Origin of the sequence: Shinella lacus, from assembly GCF_010994755.1 — a bacterium.
Taxonomy (GTDB): Bacteria; Pseudomonadota; Alphaproteobacteria; order Rhizobiales; family Rhizobiaceae; genus Shinella; species Shinella lacus.
On record NZ_WHSB02000005.1, the window covers coordinates 71033 to 95270 of the forward strand.

General features: G+C 61.1%; 28 protein-coding genes and 2 tRNA genes. 18 read left to right on the forward strand and 12 right to left on the reverse strand.

The features are described 5' to 3' along the window. The first annotated feature begins 19 nt into the window (after positions 1-19). Together GB927_RS14740 and GB927_RS14745 are read left to right on the forward strand one after the other, a co-directional pair. A complete protein-coding gene (locus GB927_RS14740; RefSeq protein WP_256117872.1) occupies positions 20-1042 on the forward strand; it encodes an AraC family transcriptional regulator in 1023 nt (340 codons plus the stop codon). Positions 1043-1260: 218 nt separating this feature from the next. After that, on the forward strand, positions 1261-1464 hold the full coding sequence (locus tag GB927_RS14745) for a hypothetical protein (RefSeq protein ID WP_256117873.1): 204 nt from the start codon (positions 1261-1263) through the stop codon (positions 1462-1464). Positions 1465-1565: 101 nt separating this feature from the next. Here the strand turns inward: GB927_RS14745 and GB927_RS14750 are convergent, their stop codons facing one another. The 3 genes from GB927_RS14750 to GB927_RS14760 all read right to left on the reverse strand — a co-directional run bounded on the left by GB927_RS14750 (position 1566) and on the right by GB927_RS14760 (position 4291). Then, on the reverse strand, positions 1566-2525 hold the full coding sequence (locus tag GB927_RS14750; protein WP_256117874.1) for a calcium-binding protein: 960 nt from the start codon (positions 2523-2525) through the stop codon (positions 1566-1568). An 814-nt stretch (positions 2526-3339) separates the two neighbouring features. Further along, positions 3340-3507: a Thivi_2564 family membrane protein gene (locus GB927_RS14755; RefSeq protein ID WP_256117875.1), complete on the reverse strand. Its 168-nt coding sequence runs from the start codon at positions 3505-3507 to the stop codon at positions 3340-3342. Between the two features lie 289 nt (positions 3508-3796). After that, positions 3797-4291 carry a YciE/YciF ferroxidase family protein gene (locus GB927_RS14760; protein ID WP_256117876.1) on the reverse strand — a complete coding sequence of 165 codons (495 nt, stop codon included), beginning with the start codon at positions 4289-4291 and terminating at the stop codon, positions 3797-3799. A 1620-nt stretch (positions 4292-5911) separates the two neighbouring features. Here GB927_RS14760 and GB927_RS14770 point away from each other — a divergent pair. Together GB927_RS14770 and GB927_RS14775 are read left to right on the forward strand one after the other, a co-directional pair. Beyond that, positions 5912-7054, forward strand: coding sequence for a helix-turn-helix transcriptional regulator (locus tag GB927_RS14770; RefSeq protein WP_256117878.1), 1143 nt, complete (start codon positions 5912-5914; stop codon positions 7052-7054). A gap of 186 nt (positions 7055-7240) precedes the next feature. Then, on the forward strand, positions 7241-8698 hold the full coding sequence (locus GB927_RS14775) for a calcium-binding protein (RefSeq protein WP_256117880.1): 1458 nt from the start codon (positions 7241-7243) through the stop codon (positions 8696-8698). Between the two features lie 338 nt (positions 8699-9036). Here GB927_RS14775 and GB927_RS14780 read toward each other — a convergent pair. Then, positions 9037-9111: transfer RNA gene (locus tag GB927_RS14780), tRNA-Thr, on the reverse strand. A gap of 149 nt (positions 9112-9260) precedes the next feature. On the opposite strand from GB927_RS14780, the gene GB927_RS14785 reads away from it, so the two are divergent. The 11 genes from GB927_RS14785 (at position 9261) to GB927_RS14835 (ending at position 15805) form a co-directional block, all read left to right on the forward strand. Continuing rightward, positions 9261-9461: a hypothetical protein gene (locus GB927_RS14785; protein ID WP_256117882.1), complete on the forward strand. Its 201-nt coding sequence runs from the start codon at positions 9261-9263 to the stop codon at positions 9459-9461. A gap of 169 nt (positions 9462-9630) precedes the next feature. Beyond that, positions 9631-10923 carry a UDP-N-acetylglucosamine 1-carboxyvinyltransferase gene (murA, locus tag GB927_RS14790; protein ID WP_256117883.1) on the forward strand — a complete coding sequence of 431 codons (1293 nt, stop codon included), beginning with the start codon at positions 9631-9633 and terminating at the stop codon, positions 10921-10923. A gap of 102 nt (positions 10924-11025) precedes the next feature. Next, complete coding sequence (locus tag GB927_RS14795) at positions 11026-11463, forward strand: DUF2948 family protein (protein WP_256117884.1); 438 nt, start codon at positions 11026-11028, stop codon at positions 11461-11463. A 47-nt stretch (positions 11464-11510) separates the two neighbouring features. Continuing rightward, positions 11511-12809, forward strand: coding sequence for a histidinol dehydrogenase (gene hisD / locus GB927_RS14800; protein WP_256117885.1), 1299 nt, complete (start codon positions 11511-11513; stop codon positions 12807-12809). Positions 12810-12812: 3 nt separating this feature from the next. After that, positions 12813-13289: a UPF0262 family protein gene (locus tag GB927_RS14805; protein WP_256117886.1), complete on the forward strand. Its 477-nt coding sequence runs from the start codon at positions 12813-12815 to the stop codon at positions 13287-13289. A 4-nt stretch (positions 13290-13293) separates the two neighbouring features. Continuing rightward, a complete protein-coding gene (locus GB927_RS14810; protein ID WP_256117888.1) occupies positions 13294-13755 on the forward strand; it encodes an arsenate-mycothiol transferase ArsC in 462 nt (153 codons plus the stop codon). Between the two features lie 145 nt (positions 13756-13900). Further along, positions 13901-14119: a translation initiation factor IF-1 gene (gene infA, locus GB927_RS14815; RefSeq protein WP_007759621.1), complete on the forward strand. Its 219-nt coding sequence runs from the start codon at positions 13901-13903 to the stop codon at positions 14117-14119. A 45-nt stretch (positions 14120-14164) separates the two neighbouring features. Next, positions 14165-14785: a Maf-like protein gene (locus GB927_RS14820; RefSeq protein WP_256117889.1), complete on the forward strand. Its 621-nt coding sequence runs from the start codon at positions 14165-14167 to the stop codon at positions 14783-14785. Between the two features lies 1 nt (position 14786). Further along, entirely contained in the window at positions 14787-14996 is a 210-nt protein-coding gene (gene yacG, locus GB927_RS14825; protein WP_256117891.1) for a DNA gyrase inhibitor YacG, read from the forward strand. Positions 14997-15170: 174 nt separating this feature from the next. Then, positions 15171-15246 (forward strand) — tRNA-Phe (locus tag GB927_RS14830). A gap of 295 nt (positions 15247-15541) precedes the next feature. Beyond that, a complete protein-coding gene (locus tag GB927_RS14835) occupies positions 15542-15805 on the forward strand; it encodes a hypothetical protein (protein WP_256117896.1) in 264 nt (87 codons plus the stop codon). A 5-nt stretch (positions 15806-15810) separates the two neighbouring features. On the opposite strand, the gene GB927_RS14840 is transcribed toward GB927_RS14835, so the two are convergent. Then, a complete protein-coding gene (locus GB927_RS14840) occupies positions 15811-16713 on the reverse strand; it encodes a LysR family transcriptional regulator (RefSeq protein ID WP_256117897.1) in 903 nt (300 codons plus the stop codon). Positions 16714-16866: 153 nt separating this feature from the next. Here GB927_RS14840 and GB927_RS14845 point away from each other — a divergent pair, with 153 nt between their 5' ends. Next, positions 16867-17097 (forward strand): hypothetical protein, encoded by a 231-nt coding sequence (locus GB927_RS14845; RefSeq protein WP_256117898.1) that lies wholly within the window; start codon positions 16867-16869, stop codon positions 17095-17097. Between the two features lie 78 nt (positions 17098-17175). Then, positions 17176-18342 carry a pyridoxal phosphate-dependent aminotransferase gene (locus GB927_RS14850; RefSeq protein WP_256117899.1) on the forward strand — a complete coding sequence of 389 codons (1167 nt, stop codon included), beginning with the start codon at positions 17176-17178 and terminating at the stop codon, positions 18340-18342. Positions 18343-18345: 3 nt separating this feature from the next. Here GB927_RS14850 and GB927_RS14855 read toward each other — a convergent pair whose 3' ends face one another. Next, positions 18346-18876, reverse strand: coding sequence for an AAA family ATPase (locus tag GB927_RS14855; RefSeq protein WP_256117900.1), 531 nt, complete (start codon positions 18874-18876; stop codon positions 18346-18348). Positions 18877-18971: 95 nt separating this feature from the next. On the opposite strand from GB927_RS14855, the gene galE reads away from it, so the two are divergent. Then, positions 18972-19964, forward strand: coding sequence for a UDP-glucose 4-epimerase GalE (galE, locus tag GB927_RS14860; RefSeq protein WP_256117902.1), 993 nt, complete (start codon positions 18972-18974; stop codon positions 19962-19964). Between the two features lie 3 nt (positions 19965-19967). Here galE and GB927_RS14865 read toward each other — a convergent pair whose 3' ends face one another. The 6 genes from GB927_RS14865 to GB927_RS14890 form a co-directional block, all read right to left on the reverse strand. Continuing rightward, positions 19968-20267: a chorismate mutase family protein gene (locus tag GB927_RS14865; RefSeq protein ID WP_256117903.1), complete on the reverse strand. Its 300-nt coding sequence runs from the start codon at positions 20265-20267 to the stop codon at positions 19968-19970. Between the two features lie 324 nt (positions 20268-20591). Beyond that, on the reverse strand, positions 20592-21596 hold the full coding sequence (cydB, locus tag GB927_RS14870; RefSeq protein WP_256117904.1) for a cytochrome d ubiquinol oxidase subunit II: 1005 nt from the start codon (positions 21594-21596) through the stop codon (positions 20592-20594). Continuing rightward, positions 21586-22998, reverse strand: a complete 1413-nt coding sequence (locus GB927_RS14875; protein ID WP_256117905.1) for a cytochrome ubiquinol oxidase subunit I — start codon at positions 22996-22998, stop codon at positions 21586-21588. Before GB927_RS14875 ends, cydB begins: the two co-directional genes overlap by 11 nt. A 223-nt stretch (positions 22999-23221) precedes the next feature. Then, positions 23222-23485: a hypothetical protein gene (locus GB927_RS14880; RefSeq protein WP_256117906.1), complete on the reverse strand. Its 264-nt coding sequence runs from the start codon at positions 23483-23485 to the stop codon at positions 23222-23224. Between the two features lie 51 nt (positions 23486-23536). After that, on the reverse strand, positions 23537-23794 hold the full coding sequence (locus tag GB927_RS14885; protein WP_256117908.1) for a hypothetical protein: 258 nt from the start codon (positions 23792-23794) through the stop codon (positions 23537-23539). Between the two features lie 262 nt (positions 23795-24056). Further along, a partial coding sequence (locus GB927_RS14890; RefSeq protein ID WP_256117909.1) for a hypothetical protein occupies positions 24057-24238 on the reverse strand: 182 nt, incomplete at its 5' end.

The window sequence follows — 24238 nt, forward strand, 5'->3', positions numbered from 1 at the left end:
CAATGCCATTTTATCCGCAATGTTTGATCGATCGTCCGACCCAGCCAAAAATGCGCATGATCCCGTCAGCGAACTTCTGATGGGCATGCGCCTGCGCGGTGCGAGCTATGGCAGGCTCCAGCTGACGCCGCCCTTCGGTATCCGCTTTCCGGCGGGTCCGGAAGCCCGTTTCCACTTCGTCGCCCGCGGCAAGGTCTTTTTGCGAACCCATGGCGAGGCGGGCCGGGAACTCGCCTGCGGCGATGCCGTGCTGCTGCCGAGCGGCGGACCGCACGAGATCGTCACCGGCCCGAACGTCCAGATACGCGATTACGATAGCTACAAGATGACACCGCTCTGCCCCGACGTGGCGGCGGTGGAGGCCTGCGTCAAGGAGACAAGCCGGGAAAACGACACGCTGATCTTCACCGGCCGCATGGAATTCGAGCTCGACACGCTGCATCCGCTCGTCGGCCTCATGCCGCAGGTCATGTCCGTCGGCGCGCTGATCGGCCGCCAGCCGGAGCTGATGCCGCTGCTCGACGCCATGGAGCGGGAAATGTCGGAGGAGCGCGTCGGCGCGGCCGGCATCCTCGCCCGCCTTGCCGACGTCATCGCCGCCTCCATCGTACGCGGCTGGGTGGAATGCGGCTGCGGCGATGCGACAGGCTGGATCGAGGCGCTGCGCGACCCGCGCCTCGGCCGCGTCATCGCCGCCCTCCACCGCGAGCCCGGCCGCAACTGGACGCTCGCCGAAATGGCGCACGAGATGGGCAGCTCCCGCTCGGTCTTCGCCAAGCGCTTCGTCGACGTCACGGGCATGACCCCGCAGCGCTACGTGCTGGCGCTGCGCATGCGGCTTGCCGAACAATGGTTCCGCCGCGACAAGCTCTCCATCGACACAGCCGCCCGCCGCCTCGGCTTCGGCTCCCAAGCCGCCTTCGCCCGCGCCTTCAAACGCGTCGTCGGTGAACCACCCGGTCATACGCGCAAGAAGGCGGCGCCAAACGGGGCGGAGATGGGCAAAACGGGACGCGGAAATGGCGCCGCCGGAAGGCCTTGACCTGGATCGCGGCGTTTACGGGCATTGACGCCGTTTAGCGGGAAAGTCGGATTTATTTGGCCCTGTCCTAAAACAGAGTCCGAAAAAATCTTTTAGCATAAGCGGTAGAAGCGCTATCGCGCTGGAACATGCGCGCGTACCGCGTAGATCGGCGCCATATGGAACGCTAACCTGTCCTCCACGTTCTCAAAGTGTGTATCGAACTTAGGGAGAGCACGATGGACGAGAACCTTATTGCCCAGCTCAACGCAACGGGCGCCGATTTGCGGCGGCGAGCACTGGAAATCGACAAGTCAAGCGAAGAGCAAGATACCGCTCTGATAATGCATGGCCTGGCAACGGCAATGGACGCGATCCGTGCTCTTGCCGCGACGGCAGGCCGACTAGACGGCCCCCATGGCCTCGGAAAGAGTGGACACTAGGAGCGGCAATCGACGAAAGCGAGCGCCCTGGGGGAAGGGCGCCCGCATATTTACTTGTGGGTTGGAACGCTTGGAGCAACTGGTCAGGCCGGCTGCGAAATCTAGAGCAAGTAATCCGCTTCCGCTCCGAGACCGAGCCCGCCGAGCAGGCCACCCAGCACATCTCCGAGATCATCCAGAACGTCATCGACGAGGTTGCCGAGACCGTTGTTATTCAGGAGGTTGGTCAAGCCGTCCTCCATGCCACTCTGGCCACCAAGAGACGACAGCAGATCATCGACACCTAGCCCATCGACCAGGCTTTCCAGCGAGAACTCATCGACACCAAGGCCGCCAAGCACGCCGCCAAGCCCGAGTTCATCAAGCAGATCGCCCACACCAAGGCCGTCCAGCAAGTCATCAACAGCCCCGGTCAGACCGGACAGGCCGACACCCAGATCGAGAACGGCATTGTCACCGGTGACGATTTTTTCGACGCTGTAGAAGTTCTGCGTTTCACCCCCACCGAGGAGATTGAATCCTCCGTCGATATTGAGGGAAATCAGAACGTCCTGGGCATCGCCTTGGATGTACGCGGTGTCGGTTCCATCGCCGCCGTAAACGGTGTCGTTGCCGTCGGCATAAAGAATGTCGTCGCCCGCGCCGCCGCCGATGATGTCGTCACCTTCGCCGCCACGCACAGTGTCGTTTCTGTCGCCGGCATAGACTGTGTCGTTACCCGCCCCACCGTCGATGTCGTCGGAGCCAGAGTTCGGGGAAATCTTCGGGCCGCCGTAGACGATATCGTTGCCAGCGCCCCCGCGGACAATATCGTCGCCGGCGCCGTGAAAGAGCGTGTCGTTGCCCGCGCCGCCATCGATCTCATCGTTGCCTGCATTGCCCCAGATCAAATCGGCGCCGCCGCCGCCTTGGGCATTATCATCGCCAATACCGAGGCCGATCGTGTTGTCGCCGTCGTTGCCGACAACCGTATCGTTACCACCCTGGGCGAATACGCTTCCCTGCCGATCGCCAAAAACAAATGTGTCGCTGTCGGCGGTGAGAAAATAGGTCTTTGCCATTTGTCCACTCCTGCGAACCTTGAGTTGAACGGGCCGGTATTGGCTCGTGCTACAAATACGGACGCGGATGATAAAAGTTCAATCAAGGCGGGTAAATTGTAATGCTCTGGTAATTGAACGATTAATCGACTATCGCTAGCGTTGCAGGATGAAGCAAGTTTTGTTCCGTCAAGGCAGCAACCTAGGAACGAACAGGCATTGCTAATCTTTCGTTGACTCCAAGACGGAATCACACGCTAAGAATGTGCAAACTCAAAGCTTTTGGGGTAATCTGGTGCAATCGCGGATTAACCAATGGTTAGTTTGGATCACGAGGTGCACATGTATACAGGGCACAGTTTATCCATTCCGCCTTTGCAGCCAGAAGAAGTGGCGGGGCTACGAGCTATTATAGACGAGTGGTGTCACGAGTATGGTTGTAACATCACGGGTAAGCTTGCACAGGACAGGGCGAAAAAGCTCTTACTTGCGTATAGCGCGGGCGTTAGGGACGCCGAGGCGCTTCGCAATCTGATCCGGCCATTTTAGATCCCGTCCGAGCGACTAGACGCCGCAAATGTCGTCCCGCTTTATGCAACTTTAATTTCTGGCACGACAAGTCGATTCGGCCGACAATCATAGATATCGCGCTTTTTTCATCGAAGCCCTTATTGAGCATGCAACTGAAAGCCATGGCGCTGATGGCAATCTACCTTGGCTTCACCCTCGCAACAACGAGGCCAGGTAATTTCATGCACGGATCAAGAGCAGCGTTCATCGAGACAAATGGGCGGCGTAGGGACAGCACCCTGCTTACGCCGCCCGATCGCACTGGCTAGAAGACTGCGATGTACTTCAGCAACGCAATGATGCCGATAATGATGACGACAATTTGCGCGATCTGTTTTGCACGTCCATCGAGCGGCAATCGTCCGATGAGATAGAGGACCAGCACGATTACGAGGAAGGTAATCAAAATGCTGACGAGAACCGATGTAGCCAAAGCCCCAACTCCTTAAGCCAGCGCTGAATTGCGCTGTAAGGGCGTAACTATGGCCCTTTGCGAGTATGACAAGTGCCCCGCAACGAGCTTGTGGCCGCTGGCATCGCGGCAAACAGTCTCGTCGATCTACACCGTGTCGGACCGACGCTCGTTCTGGCTGGCTTTATGGAGGAGAAATGGCGGCCGGCTTGCTTACACCGACCGACGATATGTCGAGCTCACAAAAATCCGCTCACCCCGGAAGAGGCGAGCGGATTTGGAACAGTACAGGTTTTTCCGGAAGTGAAGGCTAAGCGGCCTTCTTAGCCGCCGTGGTCTTGTTGATCGCCGTCACTGCGAGGTTCGTCAGCTTGTTGTTGGTCGCCTTTTCCTGGTCGAGGATTTCACTCAGGAGCTTGTGCGCCTCGTCGTGGCCGAGATCCTTCGCCCATTCGCGAAGCGACCCGTAACGGGCGATTTCGTAGTGCTCCACGGCCTGGCAGGCGGCGAGCAAGCCGGCATCGAGCGCCGTTCCTTCCGCCTCTTCCATCAGCCCGTCTGCTTCCTTGATAAGGCCCTCGATCGCATCGCACTTCTCGCCAGACGCCTTCTTGCCGATCGACTTGAAGACCTGCTCAAGCTTCTTGATCTGATCCTTCGTTTCCGAAAGGTGATCCTCGGCCGCCTTCTTAAGTTCGGCGCTCTTTGCAGCCTTCGCTACCTTGGGCAAAGCCTTCGTCATAGCGTTCTCGGCGTAATAGATGTCTTGGAGTGTGTGTTCGAATATATCGGCGAGCGTTTTCATGTTGGGACTTCCTTCTGGCTGAGACTGGAGCACCAACAATGGGAGGTGAGGCAGATAGTTCCGTTAACCTACCGAGCTTTGATCTCGATAGCCCCAAAATACTGGGCGCAAGCCGCTATTGGGGTACGCTCTGTGAGTTTTGTGTCGCTAACGCGTTCACAGTTGCCATGGTCGGCTGCGAGCCCGTCGAAAGAGTGTCATGGTCAATCATGCTCAACACGGATCCAAAAATGACGATGAAGGTTGCGAGCAGACATATACCCATGAGATTGATCTTTTGGGTCAACGGCACGATCCAATCAAAATGGCGCTAAAGGGAGCCGCATCGGTTTACGCCCTTCCACGCGCCATCAGCCGGGTCCGGATCCTCTGCATACGCTTGGCCCTGGTGCTCCACCACATTTCTCAATGCAGCGTAAGACGCACGAGGCGACCAGCCAGCCAGTAGATCGAATCCACGAACCCCATTTGCTCTCGGTTTCCTGGATACGTGTAGGAAGAGTGCTCCCAGCACGACCTTTGCATGGTCGCTCAAGCGACGCCCGGCGGGCATCATCCATACGGCGTAATGCGATGCACCAATTCTCTAATCGCTTTCTAATCGTTCGGTAGGCGTTCCACGCGCTTTAGCGGATTAGAATATTTATTGAGACTCGCGGAGCGTGAGGCCGGAACAACGGAGCTAGATGAGTGTTCACGAGCAGTCCTAGCACCAAGCGAGCAACCTCATGAAACAGGTCAGCCAGCATAAAGAGAACGATCGGACTTTGTTGGCCGCGGCGGCGTTGGTCGTGGCCGGCCTTCTCGCCATAGGCGTCCCGCCCATATACCTATTCATGATATAGAGATCTCTGGCTCGGCGATGCTTCAAAATTCGCCGCCCCCAGAAGTGGGCCGAGCGCCGAGTTCGCGCTATGCCAGTAGCGGGAACTCGGCCGCAGTGACTTGTTCCAAAACCCGGAACCGTTCGCTGCTGGCAATCTTGTCGATCTGGTCTTAAAGCTCAGCAATAACCGCCGTGTTCTGCCCGCTTTTCAAGCGTCCTATTCGTTATGCGATGCATCCCTGTCGGCTTGGGGGCGCCAGCCTCTTGTGAAGCCGCAGCTCATTGCTCTAGCGGCAAGCTCGACCTGTCGGCGCAAATGTCCGCAGTCGGCGAGCAGCGTCTCGATGGTGGCTCGGGCGTCTCCATTGTGCCAGGCGAGCGCTTCATCAATCGGGTCGGGGGTTTCATTTTTCCGTTCGAGCGGGCGCAAGTCGTCTTTCTCCTGTGTTGTGCCACAGCAGGCATGAAGCCCCCTGGTTGTCAGATTGGCGTCCGCATCGCCGTTCGTTCTTAGTATGTTCTGCGAGGGAGAGGAGTCAATTGGGATTCGCGTAGAGCTCCAGGGAGAAACTATCAAAACGTACTTGCCCAATCGTATTTAGCTGGATCGTCAAATTAGGGACGATTGCATTAGCTTCTTCGGCCGCCCTTGGATTCTCCGCTGAAATATCTTGAGCGAATTGCCGGGGTGGTGCAGGTTCTCGCAGATAAGAACAGAAGTATGGGCTGATGCTATATTAACGATCTGCCCGCATTCCCTTATGAGGATAGGCGGTAACTTTGCGGGAACAACAATGCGGCATACCCTCGGCGAATCCTCCGTAAGGCGCCTCAGTGCAGAGCTAGATGACGCAATCAACGCCGCGACTTTCAGCGGCGAGGGGTGGGATCTGATCCCGGCTCTACTAAGCAATGCCATGCCCGGATCCTTCGCGGGGCTTTGGAATATGAATTTTCGGGAGAGCAATCTCAATTTTCAATCATGGGCGAATGTAGATCCCGGTTTTGCTAAGTCTTATGGCGAGCATTTCGCCCATATAAACCCGTGGACGCCATATTGGACGTCAGCGAGAAACGGTCATATTGCCTTGTCGGAAGAAGCTTGTCCGGCGCGGCTGTTCACGAAGACCGAATTCTACAATGACTGGCTGCGACCGCAGAGGGACGCGGAGGCAGGGGCCGGATTGAAACTCCTTGGCGGTCGAGATGAGAGCATTCAACTCGTCTTGCACTTCCCTCTGCACTTTTCCGATGCCTATGGCCAAGTCGCGGCAGAAGTGATGACGCGTATCCGCAGCAGCCTCAAGCGCTCGATCAGTCTAGCAAATGCGCTGCGCGAGAAGATCGAGAACGCGGTTAGTACCGCGGCGCTCTTAGAGCGGACCCGATGCGCTGCGTTCGTCATCGACCGCAATCGCTTGATTCATGAAGCGAACCCGATGGCAGTTAAGTTGTTCTCGTCAGGACAATTTCTGGCCATGCGAAAGAGCCGCTGTTTCCTTAAGGACGACAAGGCGGACAGACGCTTTGACTGGATATTGGATCGGCTTTGCAGTGCAACTTCAATCGATGACACGACAATCTCCTTCCGGACGCCTGGTGGGGCCTGTCAGATCACGTTGGCCGCACTTCCTACGACAGCGGTGCCCATGACAGGATCGCTGCTCAGTCCGCGCTCACTCTTTCTGGTTCTGGTCACCGACCTTACCCCAGTTGCAGAAATGCCCGATTTCTCGGCACTCAGCAATTTCGCAGACCTGACCCGATCGGAAATCCTTTTCTGCCGACGGCTCCTCCTCGGCGAGTCGATCTCTGAAGCTGCCGACAGACTCGGTATTTCGGTTGAAACGGCGAGAAGCAAGATCAAGGTCATCTTTCAAAAAACCGGCACGTCCCGACAGGGGCAGTTGATGTTGCTACTTTCGAAGTTGAGGTGAGCCAGCCATGATGAAGTTCCATGACACCCCATTTGGGGGTGTCATGCTCCCCAAGCTCAATTCTATAATGCCGACAAGCCACCGGCTGCGGAGCCAGGTTAAGCGTAATTTTTATTGAAGCGCCGATCGTTCAACGACCGAGGGTGGGCGTAGACGCCCACCGACTGTTAATGTGGAGATTATAAAGTGGGGACAACGCAACTCTATTCGGAGCTCACCAGGGGCGATACGTTTAATCACGGTATCTACACGAGCGGTGACGAGTATTACCCAATATTCAAGATTGGCAGGGATGTGGTAGGCCGCTTTACCGGCTCAATCGATGAGTATCTAGGGGCAGATCATGACGACTATTTCGTCATAGACCTTGCCGGGTCCGGGTTGAAAGCGGGCGACACGCTGCTCGTCACGATGACGGCGGACACAGGAAGCGACCTCTCTCTTCGATGGGGCGGTTACGGCTACGAGTTTCTGGATGCGTACGGACCTGACTACCAGCATCATTTTCTGAGCAATGAAAAGACTTATGGAAAAATAACGATACCTGACGGCGTTGATGTCATTTCGTTTCAAGTCTACAGTTACAGTGATAACAAAAGTAACTATAATATAGACTTGATGCATACCGGAAAATTGCGACCGCTCCTGAAATTTTCCGGTGTAGGGGAGCGTCCTGAGCTCTTTAACCTCTCCGATGCAGTCGAGCCGGTTGAAGTCGTAGCCGGGAATGGAAACGATTTTACTTGGACTGGGAAGGCAGACGATATAATTTATTGCGGTTTCGGCCGCGACATAGCAGTTGGCCTCGACGGCAATGACTTAATCTATGGCTTCAACAAGTCAGATATCTCTGGCTTGAAAGCCGGTGACAATACTGCGAGCGCTTCCAACCCGGGCGCTAAAGATGGTGCGGACCAACTCCTAGGTGGACGGGGCAACGACAAAATCTACGGCGGCGCCGGCGGCGACTATATCCACGGCGAGTGGAATAATGACACCCTGTATGGCCAGGATGGCAACGACCTGATGTATGGCGGCTATGGAGCCGATGTCATGAATGGCGGCAGAGGCAACGACGTCATGTATGGCGGTTCGGAAGCGAAGCCACGCGGTGACTGGTTCGGTGAGGCTCTTACACTCACATGGGATGGCACAACAGGCAAGGTAATGACGCCGCAGGCGTGGACCATCGCGGGCGAGGCGCAGGCAGACGACAAGAGCAATGATCGTATGTCGGGTGGTGATGGCAACGACCGCATGTGGGGTCAGGGCGGCAATGACAAGCTTTATGGCGGCCTGGGCAAAGATTTGCTGGTCGGTGGCAGCGGAAAAGACACCTTCGTTTTCGACACGAAACTCGGGTCAAAAAACATTGACACGATCGATGATTTTTCCGTGAAGGACGACACGATTTTTCTAGATCGGAGTATCTTCACTAAGGTCGGCAAAGTCGGGGATCTGTCTTCCCAAAGCTTCTATGTCGGCGTTAAAGCGCATGATGCCTCCGACCGCATCATATACGATAAGGCGACCGGGAAGCTGTGGTACGACGCGGATGGCAGCGGCGGTGGAAAGGCCATCCAGTTTGGCCTGCTAGATAAAGGCCTGAACATGACCGCCTCAGACTTCGACATAATCTCCTGATCCGTATCTGGAACGAGTGGTGTCAGCTCGATATGGAGAATGTTGGCGATCTTTGCTACGGTTTTAATTTAAGCGCTCGATGCAATCGCCGGCCTTCCTCCTGAGAACAAGACCATAGCAAGCGACGATACGATTCGTCTTGGGTGAGAGTTCCGGTGTCCAGGTCAGGTTTCGCGTCAAGCTGACGCGTGCGTCCAACGTTCGGCCCTGTCATCAAAATCGGCGGCTAACGAAACCGTGCTAGACTTTCCTACCGCGCCCGCAAAGGTGGGCTAAAAGGTGAATTCAACAATAGAACACAGCTAAATGCTTAGTTTAATTCGCTAAAAGCGAAAGAATGGTGCTGCTAGAGAGATTTGAACTCTCGGCCTCTCCCTTACCAAGGGAGTGCTCTACCCCTGAGCTATAGCAGCATCTTGCGAAGCGGAAGGCGCTTTCGCGTGAGCGAGGGCCTATTGCCACAGGTGATCGGGCAGCGCAAGCGCCGATGTGGCGATTGTCGAAACAAATCTGACACGGACCACGCTTTTTTCCCGCGGGCAAGTTCGCTAAGAGGAGAGGCATGAGTGGTAATGACGACAAGAAAAGCGGGAAGATCCGCACGGAAGCGGAGATTCGCGCCGAGCGGCTGGCCAAGACGCTGCGCGACAATCTCCAGCGCCGCAAGCAGCAGGCGCGTTCGCGTCGTGCGGGCGCCGCGGATGAGACCATCGGGCTGCCCGGCGGTGCGCCTGCCGCAAAAAAAGACGAATCGGACGCTTAGTCGAGCGGGTCTTCACCATGAAGGCTGCGGGGGTGGTTGCGAACCGGGTGCGCGAAAAAAGGCGGGCGGCCGGCATGGACTTCATTTTTCGATTGCGATGCTCTAAAGAGGCCGCCATCTCCGAAAGCCGAAATTCTTTGAGAAAGGCGGGCCCGGCCCGTAATCGCACATGGATCGCATCCGAATTGTAGGCGGCAACGAACTCAAGGGCACCATCCCGATTTCCGGCGCCAAGAATGCTGCGCTGCCGCTGATGATCGCCTCGCTGCTCACCGACGACACGCTGACGCTCGAAAACGTGCCGCATCTGGCCGATGTCGAGCAGCTTATCCGCATCCTCGGCAACCACGGCGCCGACATTTCCGTAAACGGCCGCCGCGAGCGCCAGGGCGAGGGTTATTCCCGCACGGTCCACTTCACCTCGCGCAACATCGTCGACACGACGGCGCCCTACGAGCTGGTCTCGAAGATGCGCGCGTCCTTCTGGGTCATCGGCCCGCTGCTTGCCCGCGAAGGCAAGGCCCGCGTTTCGCTGCCGGGCGGCTGCGCCATCGGCACGCGGCCGGTCGACCTCTTCATCGAGGCGCTGACGGCGCTCGGTGCCAAGATCGAGATCGACGGCGGTTATATCGAGGCGACGGCGCCGCAGGGCGGGCTGATCGGCGCGCGCTACACGTTCCCGAAGGTTTCGGTGGGTGCCACGCATGTCCTGATGATGGCGGCGACGCTTGCGCGCGGCACGACGGTGATCGGCAATGCCGCCCGCGAGCCGGAAGTGCAGGACCTTGCCAAGTGCCTGAACGCGATGGGTGCCAAGATCACCGGTGCCGGCACGGCCACCATCACCATCGAAGGCGTCGACCAGCTTTCCGGTGCCCGCCACCGCGTGCTGCCGGACCGCATCGAGACCGGCACCTATGCCATGGCGGTCGCGATGACCGGCGGCGATGTCGTGCTGGAAGGCACGGACGCGTCCCTGCTCGATACGGCCCTTGAGGCGATCCGCCGCTCCGGCGCCGAGATCACCTCCACGGAAAGTGGCCTGCGCGTCGTGCGCAACGGCGGCGGCATCAAGCCGGTCGACGTGGTGACGGACCCCTTCCCCGGCTTCCCGACCGACCTGCAGGCGCAGTTCATGGGCCTGATGACAAAGTCGAGCGGCATTTCGCACATCACCGAGACGATCTTCGAAAACCGCTTCATGCATGTGCAGGAGTTGGCCCGCCTCGGCGCGAAGATCTCGCTCTCCGGCCAGACGGCCAAGATCGAGGGTGTCGAGCGGCTGCGCGGCGCACCGGTCATGGCGACCGACCTTCGCGCCTCCGTCTCGCTCGTCATCGCCGGCCTTGCGGCGGAAGGCGAGACCATGGTGTCGCGCGTCTACCATCTCGACCGCGGCTTCGAGCGGCTGGAAGAGAAGCTCACGCGCTGCGGCGCCGTGGTTGAGCGCGTCAGCGACTAATCTTCGAAACGCGGCGGAGTTGCAGTCCGCCGCGTACCGTCCTATCTCGTGATGGAAGATCGGGAGGCCGCAACCCGCGGCGTCCCCGGGAAGGACTACTCTATGGACAGCCTGAAACTGCTTGCCCTCGACACGGAAGACCTGTCCGTTGTCTCGGCCCATCTCCAGGACGCGGTCTTCAAGACCGACGGCCTCTCCTATGACGCCCGCCACCACGTCTTTTCCGTCGTCGTCAATCGCTTCGTCTGGGAAACGGCGACCGGCCGCGGCAAGGTCTTCGAGCGCCGCCGTGCCGTCGTCGCCTTCAAGCGCGTCAATGCCGTGCGTTCGCTCGGGATCGACCGGAAGGACAAGGACAGCGTCTTCTCCCTGCTCGCCGTCAATTTCACGCCGCAGGGTGAAGGACCGGACGGCACGCTCGAACTCGTGCTCTCCGGCAATGCCTCCGTCGCGCTCGATGTGGAATGCGTCGAAGTTCAGCTTGCAGATACCGGCGGAGCATGGGAAACCAGCTTGAAACCCCGCCATCCGGCGGTTTGAGGCAGGCGCCGGCGATTTTTCGCCGGAAGACGACAGGGACGGACGACTTGGCGATCAGACTTGACTACCAGAGCAGCGATTTCGAAAGCCGGTTCGCTGCCTTCCTGACGACCAAGCGGGAAGTCTCCGAAGACGTGAATGCCATCGTACGCACGATCATCGACGACGTGCGCGCCCGCGGCGATGCGGCCCTTGCCGACTATTCCAAGAAGTTCGACGGCCTCGATTTTGCCACCACCTCCATGCGCGTGTCGCTGGAGGAGATCGAACAGGCCTATGACGCCGTCGATCCGAAGATCATCGCTGCGCTGGAACTCGCTGCCCAGCGCATCGAGAAGCACCACGCCCGCCAGCGGCCGAAGGACGACATCTACGAGGACGATATCGGCGTGGGTCTCGGCTCGCGCTGGACGGCGATCGATGCCGTCGGCCTTTACGTTCCGGGCGGCACGGCGAGCTATCCAAGCTCCGTGCTGATGAATGCCGTGCCGGCCAAGGTGGCCGGCGTGCCGCGCGTCGTCATGGTGGTGCCGGCGAAGAGCGGCGAGATCAACCCGGCCGTGCTTGCCGCCGCCCGCATTGCCGGTGTCGACGAGATCTACCGCATCGGCGGCGCGCAGGCTGTTGCGGCCCTTGCCTATGGCACCGAGACGATCCGCCCCGTCGCCAAGATCACCGGCCCGGGCAATGCCTTCGTCGCCGCCGCCAAGCGCCATGTCTTCGGCACCGTCGGCATCGACATGATCGCCGGCCCCTCCGAAGTCCTCGTCATCGCGGATGCGGAGAACGATCCGGACTGGCTTGCCGCCGACCTGCTCGCCCAGGCTGAACACGATGTCGGCGCCCAGTCGATCCTCGTTACCGACAGTGTAGCGCTGGCCGAGGCGGTGGAAGCCGCCGTGGAGCGCCAGCTGAAGACGCTGGAGCGCGCGGAAACCGCAGCGGCCAGCTGGCGCGATTTCGGCGCCGTCATCCTCGTACCGAACCTGAAAAAGGCCATCCCGCTGGCAAACCGCATTGCCGCCGAGCACCTGGAGATTGCGACCGCCGATCCGGATGCGCTGCTAGGCGAAATCCGCAATGCCGGCGCCATCTTCGTCGGGCGCCACACGCCGGAGGTCATCGGCGATTATGTCGGCGGCTCCAACCATGTGCTGCCGACCGCCCGTTCCGCCCGCTTCTCCTCCGGCCTGTCCGTGCTCGACTATATGAAGCGCACCTCGATCCTGCGGCTCGGCCCGGATCAGCTGCGCGCGCTCGGCCCCGCCGCCATCACGCTCGCCGAAGCCGAAGGGCTCGGCGCCCATGCCCGTTCGGTCGCCATCCGGCTCAACCGGGAAGGATAGGCGATGGGCACGAGTGGCAGTTTCCGCCTCTGTGACGTGGTGCTGGACGACACGATCGGTCGCGCCACGCCGGATGTGGAGCACGAGCGTGCCGTTGCCATTTTCGACCTCATCGAGGAAAATTCCTTCGAGCCGATCGGCCATGCCGGCGGCCCCTATCGCCTGAATATCTCGCTTCTCGATTCCAAGCTCGTCTTCGCCATCCGCACCGAGGCGGGCGATCCGGTCGCCACCCATATCCTTTCGCTCACGCCGTTCCGGCGCATCGTGAAGGACTATTTCATGATCTGCGAAAGCTATTACCAGGCGATCCGCTCGGCGACGCCCAGCCAGATCGAGGCGATCGACATGGGCCGGCGCGGCATCCACAACGAGGGCTCGCAGACGCTGATGGACCGGCTCTCGGGCAAGATCAAATTCGACTTCGACACCGCTCGCCGCCTGTTTACGCTCGTCTGCGTTCTCTACTGGCGCGGGTGAGCGGATGGAGGGTGTTTCCCCCGTACCCGAGGAAGCAAAGTCGCGAACGCCCCGTTCGATCCTCTTCATGTGCCGCATGAATGCCGTGCGCTCGCCGATGGCCGAGACGATCGCCCGCAGCCTGCTGCCCGGCACCTATGTCGCCTCCGCCGGCGTGCGCCCCGGCGAGCGCGACCCGTTCGTCGATGCCGTGCTGAACGAGGTGGGTCTCACGCTCGGCCGCCACTCGCCCCATTCGCTGGATGAGCTGGAGGACGACTATTTCGACCTCATCGTGACGCTAGCGCCCGAGGCGCATCATGCGGCGCTCGAACTCACCCGCTCCATGGCCGTCGACGTCATGTACTGGCCGACGCCCGACCCGACGGTGGCGACCGGCACGCGCGAACAGATCCTCTCCTCGTACCGGGAGGTTCGCGAGTTCCTGAAAATGCTGATAGAGAAGCGTTTGAAGGCCCCCGGATAGGCGCCAGACAGGCCGATTTCCAGCAAATGCAGAAAGCCGGCGCTTCGGTGTTCACAAAGGACCGGGGATTGTGTAGTTTCCGGCAAATTTTTCGAGGCGGGCATCCGGCTCGCCCTCATCCACCCTACAGGAATAACATCACAAGATGGCAAAAGAAGAAGTCCTCGAATTTCCCGGCATCGTGACGGAACTGCTCCCGAATGCCACGTTCCGCGTCAAGCTCGAAAACGAGCACGAGATCATCGCGCACACCGCTGGCCGCATGCGCAAGAACCGCATCCGCGTTCTCGCCGGCGACAAGGTTCTGGTCGAGATGACCCCGTACGACCTCACCAAGGGCCGCATCACCTACCGTTTCAAGTAAGCCAAAGGGCTGCGTCTTTCTTTCAAGGCGCTTCCCGGAGACCCCATGGCGCAGAACGACAAGCTCATCCTTGCATCCGGCTCGCCGCGCCGCGTCGAGTTGCTCGCGCAGGCGGGCATCGAGCCCACGCGCCTGATGCCGATGGATATCGACGAGACGCCGAAGCGCTCCGAGCATCCCCGCTCGCTGGCACGGCGCCTGTCGACCGGCAAGGCGCAGGCGGCACTTGCAGCCATCAAGGGCGACCCAGCCTATGCCGGCAGCTATATCCTGGCCGCCGACACGGTCGTCTCGGTCGGCCGGCGCATCCTGCCGAAGACGGAGATGATCGACGAGGCGTCGAGCGCCCTGCATCTGCTCTCCGGCCGCAGCCACCGCGTCTTCACCGGCGTCTGCCTCATCACGCCGGACCGCACCGTGCGCCAGAAGGTCATCGATACAAAGGTGCGCTTCAAGCGCCTGTCGACCACCGACATCGAACGCTACCTCGCCTCCGGCCAGTGGCGCGGCAAGGCGGGCGGCTACGGCATCCAGGGCATTGCCGGCAGCTTCGTCGTCAAGCTGGTCGGCTCCTACACCAATGTCGTCGGCCTGCCGCTCTACGAGACGCTCACGCTGCTCTCCGGCGAAGGTTTCGACGTGCATGCCGGCTGGGCGGACGCCTGACATGAGCGGTGACAGCGAAAAACCGGTCGCAAAGGTCGCGCCGCTGCGCAAGGCCGTGCCCTGCCCGATCTGCCGCCGCCCCTCCGCGCGCGAGCACTATCCCTTCTGCTCGGATCGCTGCCGCGACGTCGACCTCAACCGCTGGCTCTCCGGCTCCTACGCCATCCCCGTCGCCGACGACGAGGCGAAAGCCGACGAAGACGACGTGTGACAGTCCCTGTCACACGAAGAAAACCTAATCTTTTCTGATATTTGAAAAGCCCGCCATTTTTCCCGCAAAAAACCGCCGACAGGGCTGGACACATTTTTGCAAGATGCTATAACCCCGCTCGCTTCCGGGGCGCAACCAAACGCCCCACGGATTTCAAACCGAAATCCACCAGATGCCCGGATAGCTCAGTTGGTAGAGCAGCGGATTGAAAATCCGCGTGTCGGTGGTTCAAATCCGCCTCCGGGCACCACTCTAAGCCATTAAAATCATTGAAATTTTAAAAAATTTGAGTCTGCTTGCGCTGACAGACGTTGTTTTACTACGCGTCCTCTGCGCCCTCCACGCACAAGGGTGGACGAAATGCTTTGCGTCTGCCACAACCGGTTTGGACGCGACTGCCGATAGTTTTAGATCGGGGTCGGGCGACCGATTGACGTCACGTTGCTGCCGCGAGATCACGCTGGCCGTCCTGTTCTGTCGCATTCCCTGATCAGGGCACCAAGGGTGCCCTGATCGGGAGACGCGCTTTTCGAGGATCTTCTGCCGTGGCCAAACAACCGAAACTGGAACATTCCGAACTCTCCGGGGAATATACCGAAGAGGACATCACCGTGCTCGTCGATATCTACAGGCCGGCCGGCACGCAGAACGACTGGAAGCTGGAGGTCGTCACGCAGAACGAGGACCTGTTTGAATGGGGCGAACCATTCGCCACGGACCGTGAGGCCTTCGATGAATTCCTGGCCACCGTGGCGCGGGATGGCATACGGTCGTTCCTGGAAGAAGATGACGTGCCGACGACGCACTAGGCGTTCTACTCCGCCGCTCGCGAAACGACCCGCGCGGCGGGGAACCTCGGCTGATTTCCGGAAAACAGTGCTTCGTTGCGCTTCAGCAGCACTGCCAGGCGGTCGAGGGTGGTGCGGACTTCGGGGCGTTGGCGGTCGTCGTCATTGACGGCGAGCCAGATGGGATGGGTGAGGTCTTCGATGAGCTCGCCTTCCCGCATCAGGGCGGGCATGCTGTCTCCGAGATAGGCGGGCAGCACGCCGCGGCCGGCGCCGCCGGCGATCAGCTTCGGCAGAAGTTCGGGGGCGTTGGTCCAGGTGTGGATCTGGCCTTCGCGATGGCGGAACACCCATTTTTCGACTTCCGACAGGGCGACCTCCGTGCCGATGGAAATCCAGGGCAGGTCGTCGCTGGTGTCGGCCGCTATCGCGCGGTAGGCGCAATAGGCCACATCGGCAGTGCGGCGTACCGCGAAATTGCCGCTCTTCGGCGGGGCGGCGAAAAGCGCCACGGTGCCGCGGCGGAAGGTCAGGTCGTCCTCCGGCAGCCAGCGTTTGCAGCAGAGACGGAAAGCGTCACCCGCGTGGCGGAGTGCCGCGGTGTTTTCCGCGACGAAGCCGGAAAGCCAGATGTCGCCGGCAATGGAGACGATCGGCAGGGCGAAGGCGTCGCCGTGCCATTGGGTGATGTCTGCGACGGTCTTGCGCAGCGTCTGCACGTGTTCCATCAGGATCTGGCCGTCCGGCGCCAACCGATAACCCTGCTGGCTGCGGATGAACAGAGTGCGGCCCATGGTGCGTTCCAGCGCCAGCATGCGCCGACCGATCGTCGGCGGGCTGATGCCTGTCAGCATGGAGGCGCCGGCGAGGCCGCCCTCCGCGGCCACATGATAGAAGAGCTTCAGATCGTCCCAGTCGACTTCGTTCACGTTCGTCTCCACGCCATGGGTCGGACTATAGCGGAAAGTCGGGGCGCCTGCATCGAACGCGGGTGAAACGGCCGTTTCATGCCTGCGTCTACGATCCCACGGCGCACCCGCCTATCTCTGCTGCAACACGAGACAAGTTGTCAGGAGCAGACCATGAGCCCGGAATGGATGATGGCATTCGATACCGCCGCCGGGCGGAACGATAAACGCAGGAAGACGCTTGCTGATCCGCTGGAGCGGCCGGAATGGCAGGGGCTCGATGCCCTGTCGCGCCTCTTTTCGCGCTTGCTTTCGCGGCGCATGGCGGAACGGCGACGCCGGCCGATGCAGCCTCTCAAATATGCGAGCGCTTCCATCAATGAATTCAATGGGAGCGTCAGATAAACTGGCGTGAACCGGCGCGCGAAACCGGCTAGAGCTTGTCCGCCCCTGCGCGGGCGAGATCTTGCCGGAGTGATTTGCATGACCCTTATCGAAAGCCTCAGCCCGCGATCGCTTCAGGCGCCGGAAAGCGGGATCGTCGAGGTGGTGAATTATGCGCGCGGGCGCGAGGGGCTGATTCCGCTATGGGTGGGCGAAGGGGATTTGCCGACGCCGGAGTTCATTTCCCGCGCCGCCTCCGATGCTCTGTTGCGCGGCGAGACCTTTTATACCTGGCAGCGGGGCATTCCGGAATTGCGCTCGGCGCTTTCGCGCTACTATGCCCGTCGCTTCGGCGCGGCGCTGCCGGCGGAGCATTTTTATGTCGTCGGCTCCGGCATGCAGGCGATCAAGCTTGCCATCGAGGCGCTCGTTTCGCCGGGCGACGATGTCGTCTACCTGACGCCGGCGTGGCCGAATTTCGCAGCGGCGGCGGAGCTTTCCGGCGCCAATCCCATCGCCGTGCCGCTCGACTTTGCCGGCGGGCGCTGGCAGGTGGATCTCGACCGGGTGGAAGCGGCGATCACGCCGAAGACGCGTGTGCTCTTCGTCAACACACCCTCCAACCCGACCGGCTGGACGGCGACGCGGGAGGACCTTGCCAACCTGCTCGCCATCGCCAGGAGGCATGATCTCTGGATCATGGCCGACGAGATCTATGCGCTTTATCACTATGCAGGCGGGCGGGCGCCGTCCTTCCTCGACGTGATGGCAGAGGGCGACCGGGTCATTTTCGTCAATTCCTTCTCGAAGAACTGGTCGATGACGGGCTGGCGCGTCGGCTGGATCGTCGCGCCGCCGGAAATCGGCCAGGTGCTGGAAAACCTTATTCAATATTCCACCTCCGGCGTGCCGCAGTTCTTGCAGCAGGGCGCGGTCGTGGCGCTCGACGAGGGCGACACGTTCGTGCAGGGGAATATCGACAAGGCGGCGAAGAACCGCGACGTCTTCTGCGATGCGCTGATCGCCACCAACCGGGTGGAGACGCTGAAGCCGGATGGAGCGCTCTATGCGTTCTTGAAGATCGACGGCGTCACGGATTCGCGGCTCACGGCGCTCGACATCGTCGATCGGACCAATGTGGGCCTGGCACCGGGAACGGCCTTCGGCCCCGGCGGCGAACTCTTCATGCGCGCCTGCTTCCTGCGCGATCCGAAGGACGTTGCGGAAGCCGCCGATCGCCTCGCCCGCTATATCGCGGCGCGCTGACCATCAGGACAGGTGGCGGAGCACGAAATCGGCGCGCTCGGCGACCGTCACTTTCGGCAGGATGATCGCTTCGTAGCCGAGTGCCGGGTAGACGTCTTTGAGGCGATCATATTCGGCGAGTGCGGCGTCGAGGCCGTGTCGGCGTTCCGGGTCGCCGGCGTAGATTTCCGGCCATGGCGGGGTGAGAAAAACCAGCCGGTTGTAACGATGTTCAGCCGCGAGCGCGGCCAGCACGGGCTCGCCGCTATGCGCCTCAAGTGCCGATGCGGCATCGATCAGGCCGCGGTCGAAGAAGACGAGGCCGGGGTGGTCCCGCATCGCCTGCCGGTCGGCGAGCGCCATGTCGATCGCGAGACGGGCGAAGGCCGCAAGGTCCTGCCACGGCAAGGCGCTGCCGCCGGTTGCCAGTTCCTGCTGCACGATGCGGCGGCCCGGCTCCTCGACGACGGCATGGCCGCGCTGGCGAAGCGCTTCCAGCAGCGTGGATTTTCCGCCGCCGGAGCAGCCGGAGAGCACGATGAAACGGTCGGACATTTCGTCTATCCTTTGAAGCGAGGGGCGTGCGCGGGGTTGCGTCCGGCCGGTGTGCGGGGTGATATGCCTGCCATTCGGACGATTCGGAGGTTGGCATGGCGGTTCTGGTTACGGGTGGCGCGGGGTATATAGGCAGCCACATGGTCTGGGCGCTCGTCGATGCCGGGGAAGAGGTCGTCGTGCTCGACCGGCTTTCCACCGGCTTCCGCTGGGCCGTGGCGCCCGAGGCGCGGTTCTACGAGGGCGATATCGCCGATCCGTCCGTGCTTTCGACGATCTTTGCCGAAAACCGCATCGATGCGATCATCCATTTCGCCGGGTCGATCATCGTGCCGGAATCGGTCGCCGATCCCCTCTCCTATTACGAGAACAATACGGTCAAGTCACGGGCGCTGATCGCGGCCGCCGTAGCGGCGAAGGTGCCGCATTTCGTGTTCTCCTCCACCGCTGCCGTCTACGGCACGCCGGATGGAACGGAGCCAGTGCTGGAAAGTGCTGCCCTTCGGCCGGAATCGCCCTATGGCTCCTCCAAGCTGATGACCGAGATCATGCTGCGCGATACCGCCGCCGCGCATGACTTCACCTATACGGCGCTGCGCTACTTCAACGTCGCCGGCGCCGATCCGCGCGGCCGCACCGGCCAATCGACGGCAGGCGCCACGCATCTGATCAAGGTCGCCAGCGAAGCCGCGCTTGGCAAGCGCAACGGCATGGATGTTTACGGCACGGATTATCCGACGCCGGACGGCACCTGCGTGCGCGACTATATCCACGTTACCGACCTCGCCAATGCACACCTCAAGGCCTTGCAGCGCATGCGGGCCGGCGGCGGCTCGATCGTCGCGAATTGCGGCTATGGCCGCGGCTTCTCGGTGCTGGAGGTGCTGGAGCAGGTGAAGGCGGTGTCCGGCGTGGAATTTCCGGTGCGCTTTGCCGCCCGCCGCCCGGGCGATGCGGTGCTCATCGTCGCCAATCCGTCGGTCGCCATGCAGGAACTCGACTGGAAGCCAGAGCATGACAACCTCGCCTTCATCGTGCGCACAGCGCTCGATTGGGAAGATCACCTCGGCAAGCGCAACCAGCTCTGAGGTTTATCCCTCGCCAAGCAGTTTCTTTTCGTGCTCGATGGCGTGCTGGATGAGCTCAGCCCAGATCCCTTCGTAGAAATCGCCGTCGAGGCCGTGCTCCGTCGCGTTGCGGTGGGCGTTGTCTCGCACTTCCTTCACGCGTTCCGGCACGTCGGCCGGGATGCCGAGCCCGACCTTGATCTCGGCCGCGCGGTTGATGAAGCTCCAGCGTTCGGCGAAGAGCGCCATCAGTGCCTGGTCGACCCGGTCGATGTTTTCCCGGATGTCCGTCATCGTCGTGCAGTCTGCCGCAGTCTTCGCCATGCCGGTCTCCTTCATGGGCAACCGGATAGCAGAGGAATGTTTGGGGGGAAAGGTATCTCTCTGTCGCGAGACACTAGGCCACATGCAGGCCCGGGGGTTAAGCGAAAGGAGGGTGCGGTCCTGTCTTCCACTTGCGGGCCTGCATGCTGGCCGAGGCGGAACCTAGGCATATAAGCTGGCGCGAAGCTGGCTATTTTAACGTTACGTTAGGTTACGTGCCGATGGCGAGCTTGATGGCAAAACCGAGGATCGTCACCGCCAGCACGCCACCCGCCCAGAGCCCCACGAACCACAATAGTTTTCGCGCGGTGGAATTCTCCGTCATCAGTGATAGCCCTCCTCCGGGTCGACCTTGCCGCGGAAGACCCAGTAGGCATAGGCCGTGTAGCCGAGGATCATCGGCACCAGCACGACCGCGCCGACCAGCAGGAAGGCAAGGCTTTCATGCGGGGCGGCTGCTTCCCAGATCGTCAGCGAGGTCGGCACGATATAGGGGTAGAAGCTGATGCCGATGCCGGCGAAGCCGAGCACGAAGAGGCCGAGCGCGGCGAGGAACGGCCGGGAATCGTGCTCCGTGCGCAGGCCGTGGATCAGCAGCGCGAAGCAGCCGAGCACGAGCAGCGGCACCAGCAGGCTGAAGATGACGGTCGGCCAGCCGAACCAGCGTTCGAAGTAGAGCGGTTCGAGGAAGGGCGTCCACAGGCTTACGATGCCCATGGCCAGCAGCATGCCGGTGCCTGCCCTCAGCGCATAGCGCCGCGCGCGTTCGGCAAGCGGGCCGCTCGTCTTCATCACCAGCCAGGTGGCACCGAGCAGCGCATAGCCGATCAAGAGTGCCAAGCCGGTCGCGATGGAGAACGGCGTCAGCCAGTCCCACCAGCCGCCGGTATAGGCGCGGTTGGCGACCGGAATGCCCTGCACGAGGGCGCCCAGCGCCACGCCTTGCGAGAAGGCCGCGACCATGGAACCGCCGGCAAAGGCGATGTCCCAGAGGAATTCGCCGCGCTTCGTGCGCCAGCGATATTCGAAGGCGACGCCGCGGAAGATGAGGCCGAGCAGCATCAGCACGAGCGGCATGTAGAGCGCCGGCAGGATCGTCGCATAGGCGAGCGGGAAGACCGCCATCAGCCCGCCGCCGCCGAGCACCAGCCATGTCTCGTTGCCGTCCCAGACGGGGGCGACGGAGTTCATCATCACGTCGCGGTCGTGTTTTTCCTTGAAGAAGGGAAAGAGGATGCCGACGCCGAGATCGAAGCCGTCGAGGATGACATAGGCGAGCACCGCGAAGGCGATGATGGCCGCCCAGATGAAGGGGAGGTCAAGCGCCATGGTGGTGGCTCCCGGTTTTGGTGGCGATGGCGGGCGTGATGCCGGCGGTGCGCAGCGGACCGTCCTGCAAATCCGGCATGGGATCGCGCGGCAGGCGGCCCATCAGGCGCAGGATGTAGAAGGTGCCGGCGCCGAAGACGAGGAAATAGACCACGATGAAGGCGATCAGCGATGTCGCGACGGCGGGCGCATCGATCGGCGCTACCGAATTGGCGGTCAGCAGGTGACCATACACCGTATAGGGCTGGCGACCGACCTCCGTCGTCACCCAGCCGGCGAGCACGGCGACGAAACCGGCGGGACCCATCAGGACGGCGGCGCGGTGCAGCCAGCGGTTCTCGCCGAGCGTGCCCCGCCACCGACACCACAGCGACCAGAGCCCGATGCTCAACATCGCGAAACCGATACCGACCATGATGCGGAACGCCCAGAAGACGATGCCGACCGGCGGATGCAGTTCTTTCGGCACGGAATCGAGGCCGGCGAGCGGCGCGTTCAGGTCGTGTTTCAGGATGAGGCTCGAAAGCTTCGGGATTTCGATCGCGTAATCGACGCGCTGTTCGGCCGAATTCGGAATGCCGAACAGGATGAGCGGCGCGCCGTCCGGATGGCTCTGGTAGTGCCCCTCCATCGCCATCACCTTGACGGGCTGGTGTTCCAGCGTGTTGAGACCGTGCATGTCGCCGGCGAAAATCTGGATGGGCGCGACGATCGCCGCCATCCACATGGCCATGGAGAACATCTTTTTCGCGCGCTTCGGTGCGTCGCCGCGCAGGAGGTGGTAGGCGCCGACGCCGCCGACCACGAAGGCGGTCGTGAGGTAGGCGGCGAGCACCATATGCACGAGCCGGTAGGGGAAGGACGGATTGAAGATCACCGCCCACCAGTCGACCGGCACGAACTGGCCGACATCGTTGACCGCAAAGCCGGCCGGCGTCTGCATCCAGGAATTGGCGGCGAGGATCCAGGTGGCCGAGATCAGGGTGCCGACGGCGACCATGAGGGTGGCGAAGAAGTGCAGTTTCGGGCCGACGCGGTTGAGGCCGAACAGCATGACGCCGAGGAAGCCCGCCTCCAGGAAGAAGGCCGTCAGCACCTCGTAGCCCATCAGCGGGCCGATGACCGGCCCGGCCTTGTCGGAGAAGACGCTCCAGTTCGTGCCGAACTGGTAGGACATGACGATGCCGGAGACGACGCCCATGCCGAAGGCGAGCGCGAAGATCGTCTTCCAGAAATTGAACAGGGCGAAATAGACCTCGTCCTTCGTCCAGAGCCACAGGCCTTCCAGCACGGCGAGGTAGCTCGCAAGGCCGATCGAGAAGGCCGGGAAGACGATGTGGAACGACACCGTGAAGGCGAACTGGAACCGGGCGAGCAGCGTTGCGTCCAACGATTCGAACATGGACCGCGTCCTTTCATGAGGCTGCCGCAGGTGACTGCACGCTGCGGCTGCACGAAAGAATGCGGCGCAAAACAGGCAAAGGTCAATTCGGCAACCCGGCCCACGTTGCCGCACCGCGACAATCGCCCGCGTGCGGCATTTCGGCCGCCGCCGGCTTAAACGCGCGAAGCTCCCGGTTCGCACCGGGAGCTTCGAGAGTGGAATGACGGAAGGTCTTGGCCGCTTAGCGATCGGCCAGCGTGGAGCTGTCGAGGCCCGGATAATAGTCGCCATCGGCGGGGCCGACGCGCTTCGCGCGGACGTCCTGCCTGGTATAATCCGAATAGGCGCGCGGGTTGCTCTGGCGCTTTTCCTCGATCATCCGGTCCTGCTTCGCGCTGGGCCAGATGCCGTCGTAGTAGCTGCCGCCGGCCAGCGCGGCGGAACCGCCGAAGAGCGTGGCGGCCGCCAGCGTGGTGGCGAAGGCAAGGTTGAGGGTCTTGGTCATTGTCATGGTCCTGGTTCAGTCCTGGGAGGAGTATTGGGTAGAAAAGCCGGGTTAGCGGTCGTTGCGGTCGACGCCGCGGTAGTAGTCGCCGTTGGCCGGGCCGATGTTTTCCGTGCTCCGGGTGCTGGTCACCGCATCGCCGTTGCGAATGCTCTGCGTGGTGAAGCGGTCGATCTTCTGGCTGTGGGTCGGCTCGCGGGAGACACCGGAATAGTAGTCGCCGTCACCGCCGGCGAAGGCTGCAGTGCCGCCGAAAACGGAGGCGGCGATAAGGGCGGCAGCAAAGGTCGTGTTAAGGATCTTGGTCATTGTGGTGGTCCTTTTCTATGCGCTTTTGATATGTCTCTGTTTCAAAACTGGCGGGTGAATTTCACCGCGGCCGCGTGACATCGCGCGCTGGTGGCGGGGTCGGTGCGGAGCGCTTTTCTGGGGCGTCCAGAGCGGTCTTTCGGTCGGCGCGCTTCGACATCGTCGTTTCCCATCAGTCTTCCGGGAGCGTTATGTCGCTCTCGTGAAATAAAGATGGTCCCTCAAATTGAAGGATGGAAGGGTCTAAAATTGGAAACAGGTGTCAACGTTTTCTGAACGATGAAAATCGTGTTCGGGCGATGCAACCGAACGCGTAGGAAAACGTGAAACCGTCCGGATGGACGGTATTCTGAGTGAAATGACTATCTTCGCAAGTTAGTGATTTCAATCGCCAAAAACCGGCGCATCTGCTGTTCGCCGCCGGAAAGCTGCGAGCCAAGGTTT

Bases quoted from the DNA above. Each gene is read 5' to 3' on its own strand.
- GB927_RS14740 (WP_256117872.1), top strand. From the start codon at position 20: ATGTTTGATCGATCGTCCGACCCAGCCAAAAATGCGCATGATCCCGTC.
- GB927_RS14745 (WP_256117873.1), top strand. From the start codon at position 1,261: ATGGACGAGAACCTTATTGCCCAGCTCAACGCAACGGGCGCCGATTTG.
- GB927_RS14750 (WP_256117874.1), bottom strand. From the start codon at position 2,525: ATGGCAAAGACCTATTTTCTCACCGCCGACAGCGACACATTTGTTTTT.
- GB927_RS14760 (WP_256117876.1), bottom strand. From the start codon at position 4,291: ATGAAAACGCTCGCCGATATATTCGAACACACACTCCAAGACATCTAT.
- GB927_RS14770 (WP_256117878.1), top strand. From the start codon at position 5,912: ATGCGGCATACCCTCGGCGAATCCTCCGTAAGGCGCCTCAGTGCAGAG.
- GB927_RS14785 (WP_256117882.1), top strand. From the start codon at position 9,261: ATGAGTGGTAATGACGACAAGAAAAGCGGGAAGATCCGCACGGAAGCG.
- murA (WP_256117883.1), top strand. From the start codon at position 9,631: ATGGATCGCATCCGAATTGTAGGCGGCAACGAACTCAAGGGCACCATC.
- GB927_RS14795 (WP_256117884.1), top strand. From the start codon at position 11,026: ATGGACAGCCTGAAACTGCTTGCCCTCGACACGGAAGACCTGTCCGTT.
- GB927_RS14805 (WP_256117886.1), top strand. From the start codon at position 12,813: ATGGGCACGAGTGGCAGTTTCCGCCTCTGTGACGTGGTGCTGGACGAC.
- GB927_RS14810 (WP_256117888.1), top strand. From the start codon at position 13,294: ATGGAGGGTGTTTCCCCCGTACCCGAGGAAGCAAAGTCGCGAACGCCC.
- infA (WP_007759621.1), top strand. From the start codon at position 13,901: ATGGCAAAAGAAGAAGTCCTCGAATTTCCCGGCATCGTGACGGAACTG.
- GB927_RS14820 (WP_256117889.1), top strand. From the start codon at position 14,165: ATGGCGCAGAACGACAAGCTCATCCTTGCATCCGGCTCGCCGCGCCGC.
- yacG (WP_256117891.1), top strand. From the start codon at position 14,787: ATGAGCGGTGACAGCGAAAAACCGGTCGCAAAGGTCGCGCCGCTGCGC.
- GB927_RS14845 (WP_256117898.1), top strand. From the start codon at position 16,867: ATGAGCCCGGAATGGATGATGGCATTCGATACCGCCGCCGGGCGGAAC.
- GB927_RS14850 (WP_256117899.1), top strand. From the start codon at position 17,176: ATGACCCTTATCGAAAGCCTCAGCCCGCGATCGCTTCAGGCGCCGGAA.
- GB927_RS14855 (WP_256117900.1), bottom strand. From the start codon at position 18,876: ATGTCCGACCGTTTCATCGTGCTCTCCGGCTGCTCCGGCGGCGGAAAA.
- galE (WP_256117902.1), top strand. From the start codon at position 18,972: ATGGCGGTTCTGGTTACGGGTGGCGCGGGGTATATAGGCAGCCACATG.
- GB927_RS14865 (WP_256117903.1), bottom strand. From the start codon at position 20,267: ATGGCGAAGACTGCGGCAGACTGCACGACGATGACGGACATCCGGGAA.
- cydB (WP_256117904.1), bottom strand. From the start codon at position 21,596: ATGGCGCTTGACCTCCCCTTCATCTGGGCGGCCATCATCGCCTTCGCG.
- GB927_RS14875 (WP_256117905.1), bottom strand. From the start codon at position 22,998: ATGTTCGAATCGTTGGACGCAACGCTGCTCGCCCGGTTCCAGTTCGCC.
- GB927_RS14880 (WP_256117906.1), bottom strand. From the start codon at position 23,485: ATGACCAAGACCCTCAACCTTGCCTTCGCCACCACGCTGGCGGCCGCC.
- GB927_RS14885 (WP_256117908.1), bottom strand. From the start codon at position 23,794: ATGACCAAGATCCTTAACACGACCTTTGCTGCCGCCCTTATCGCCGCC.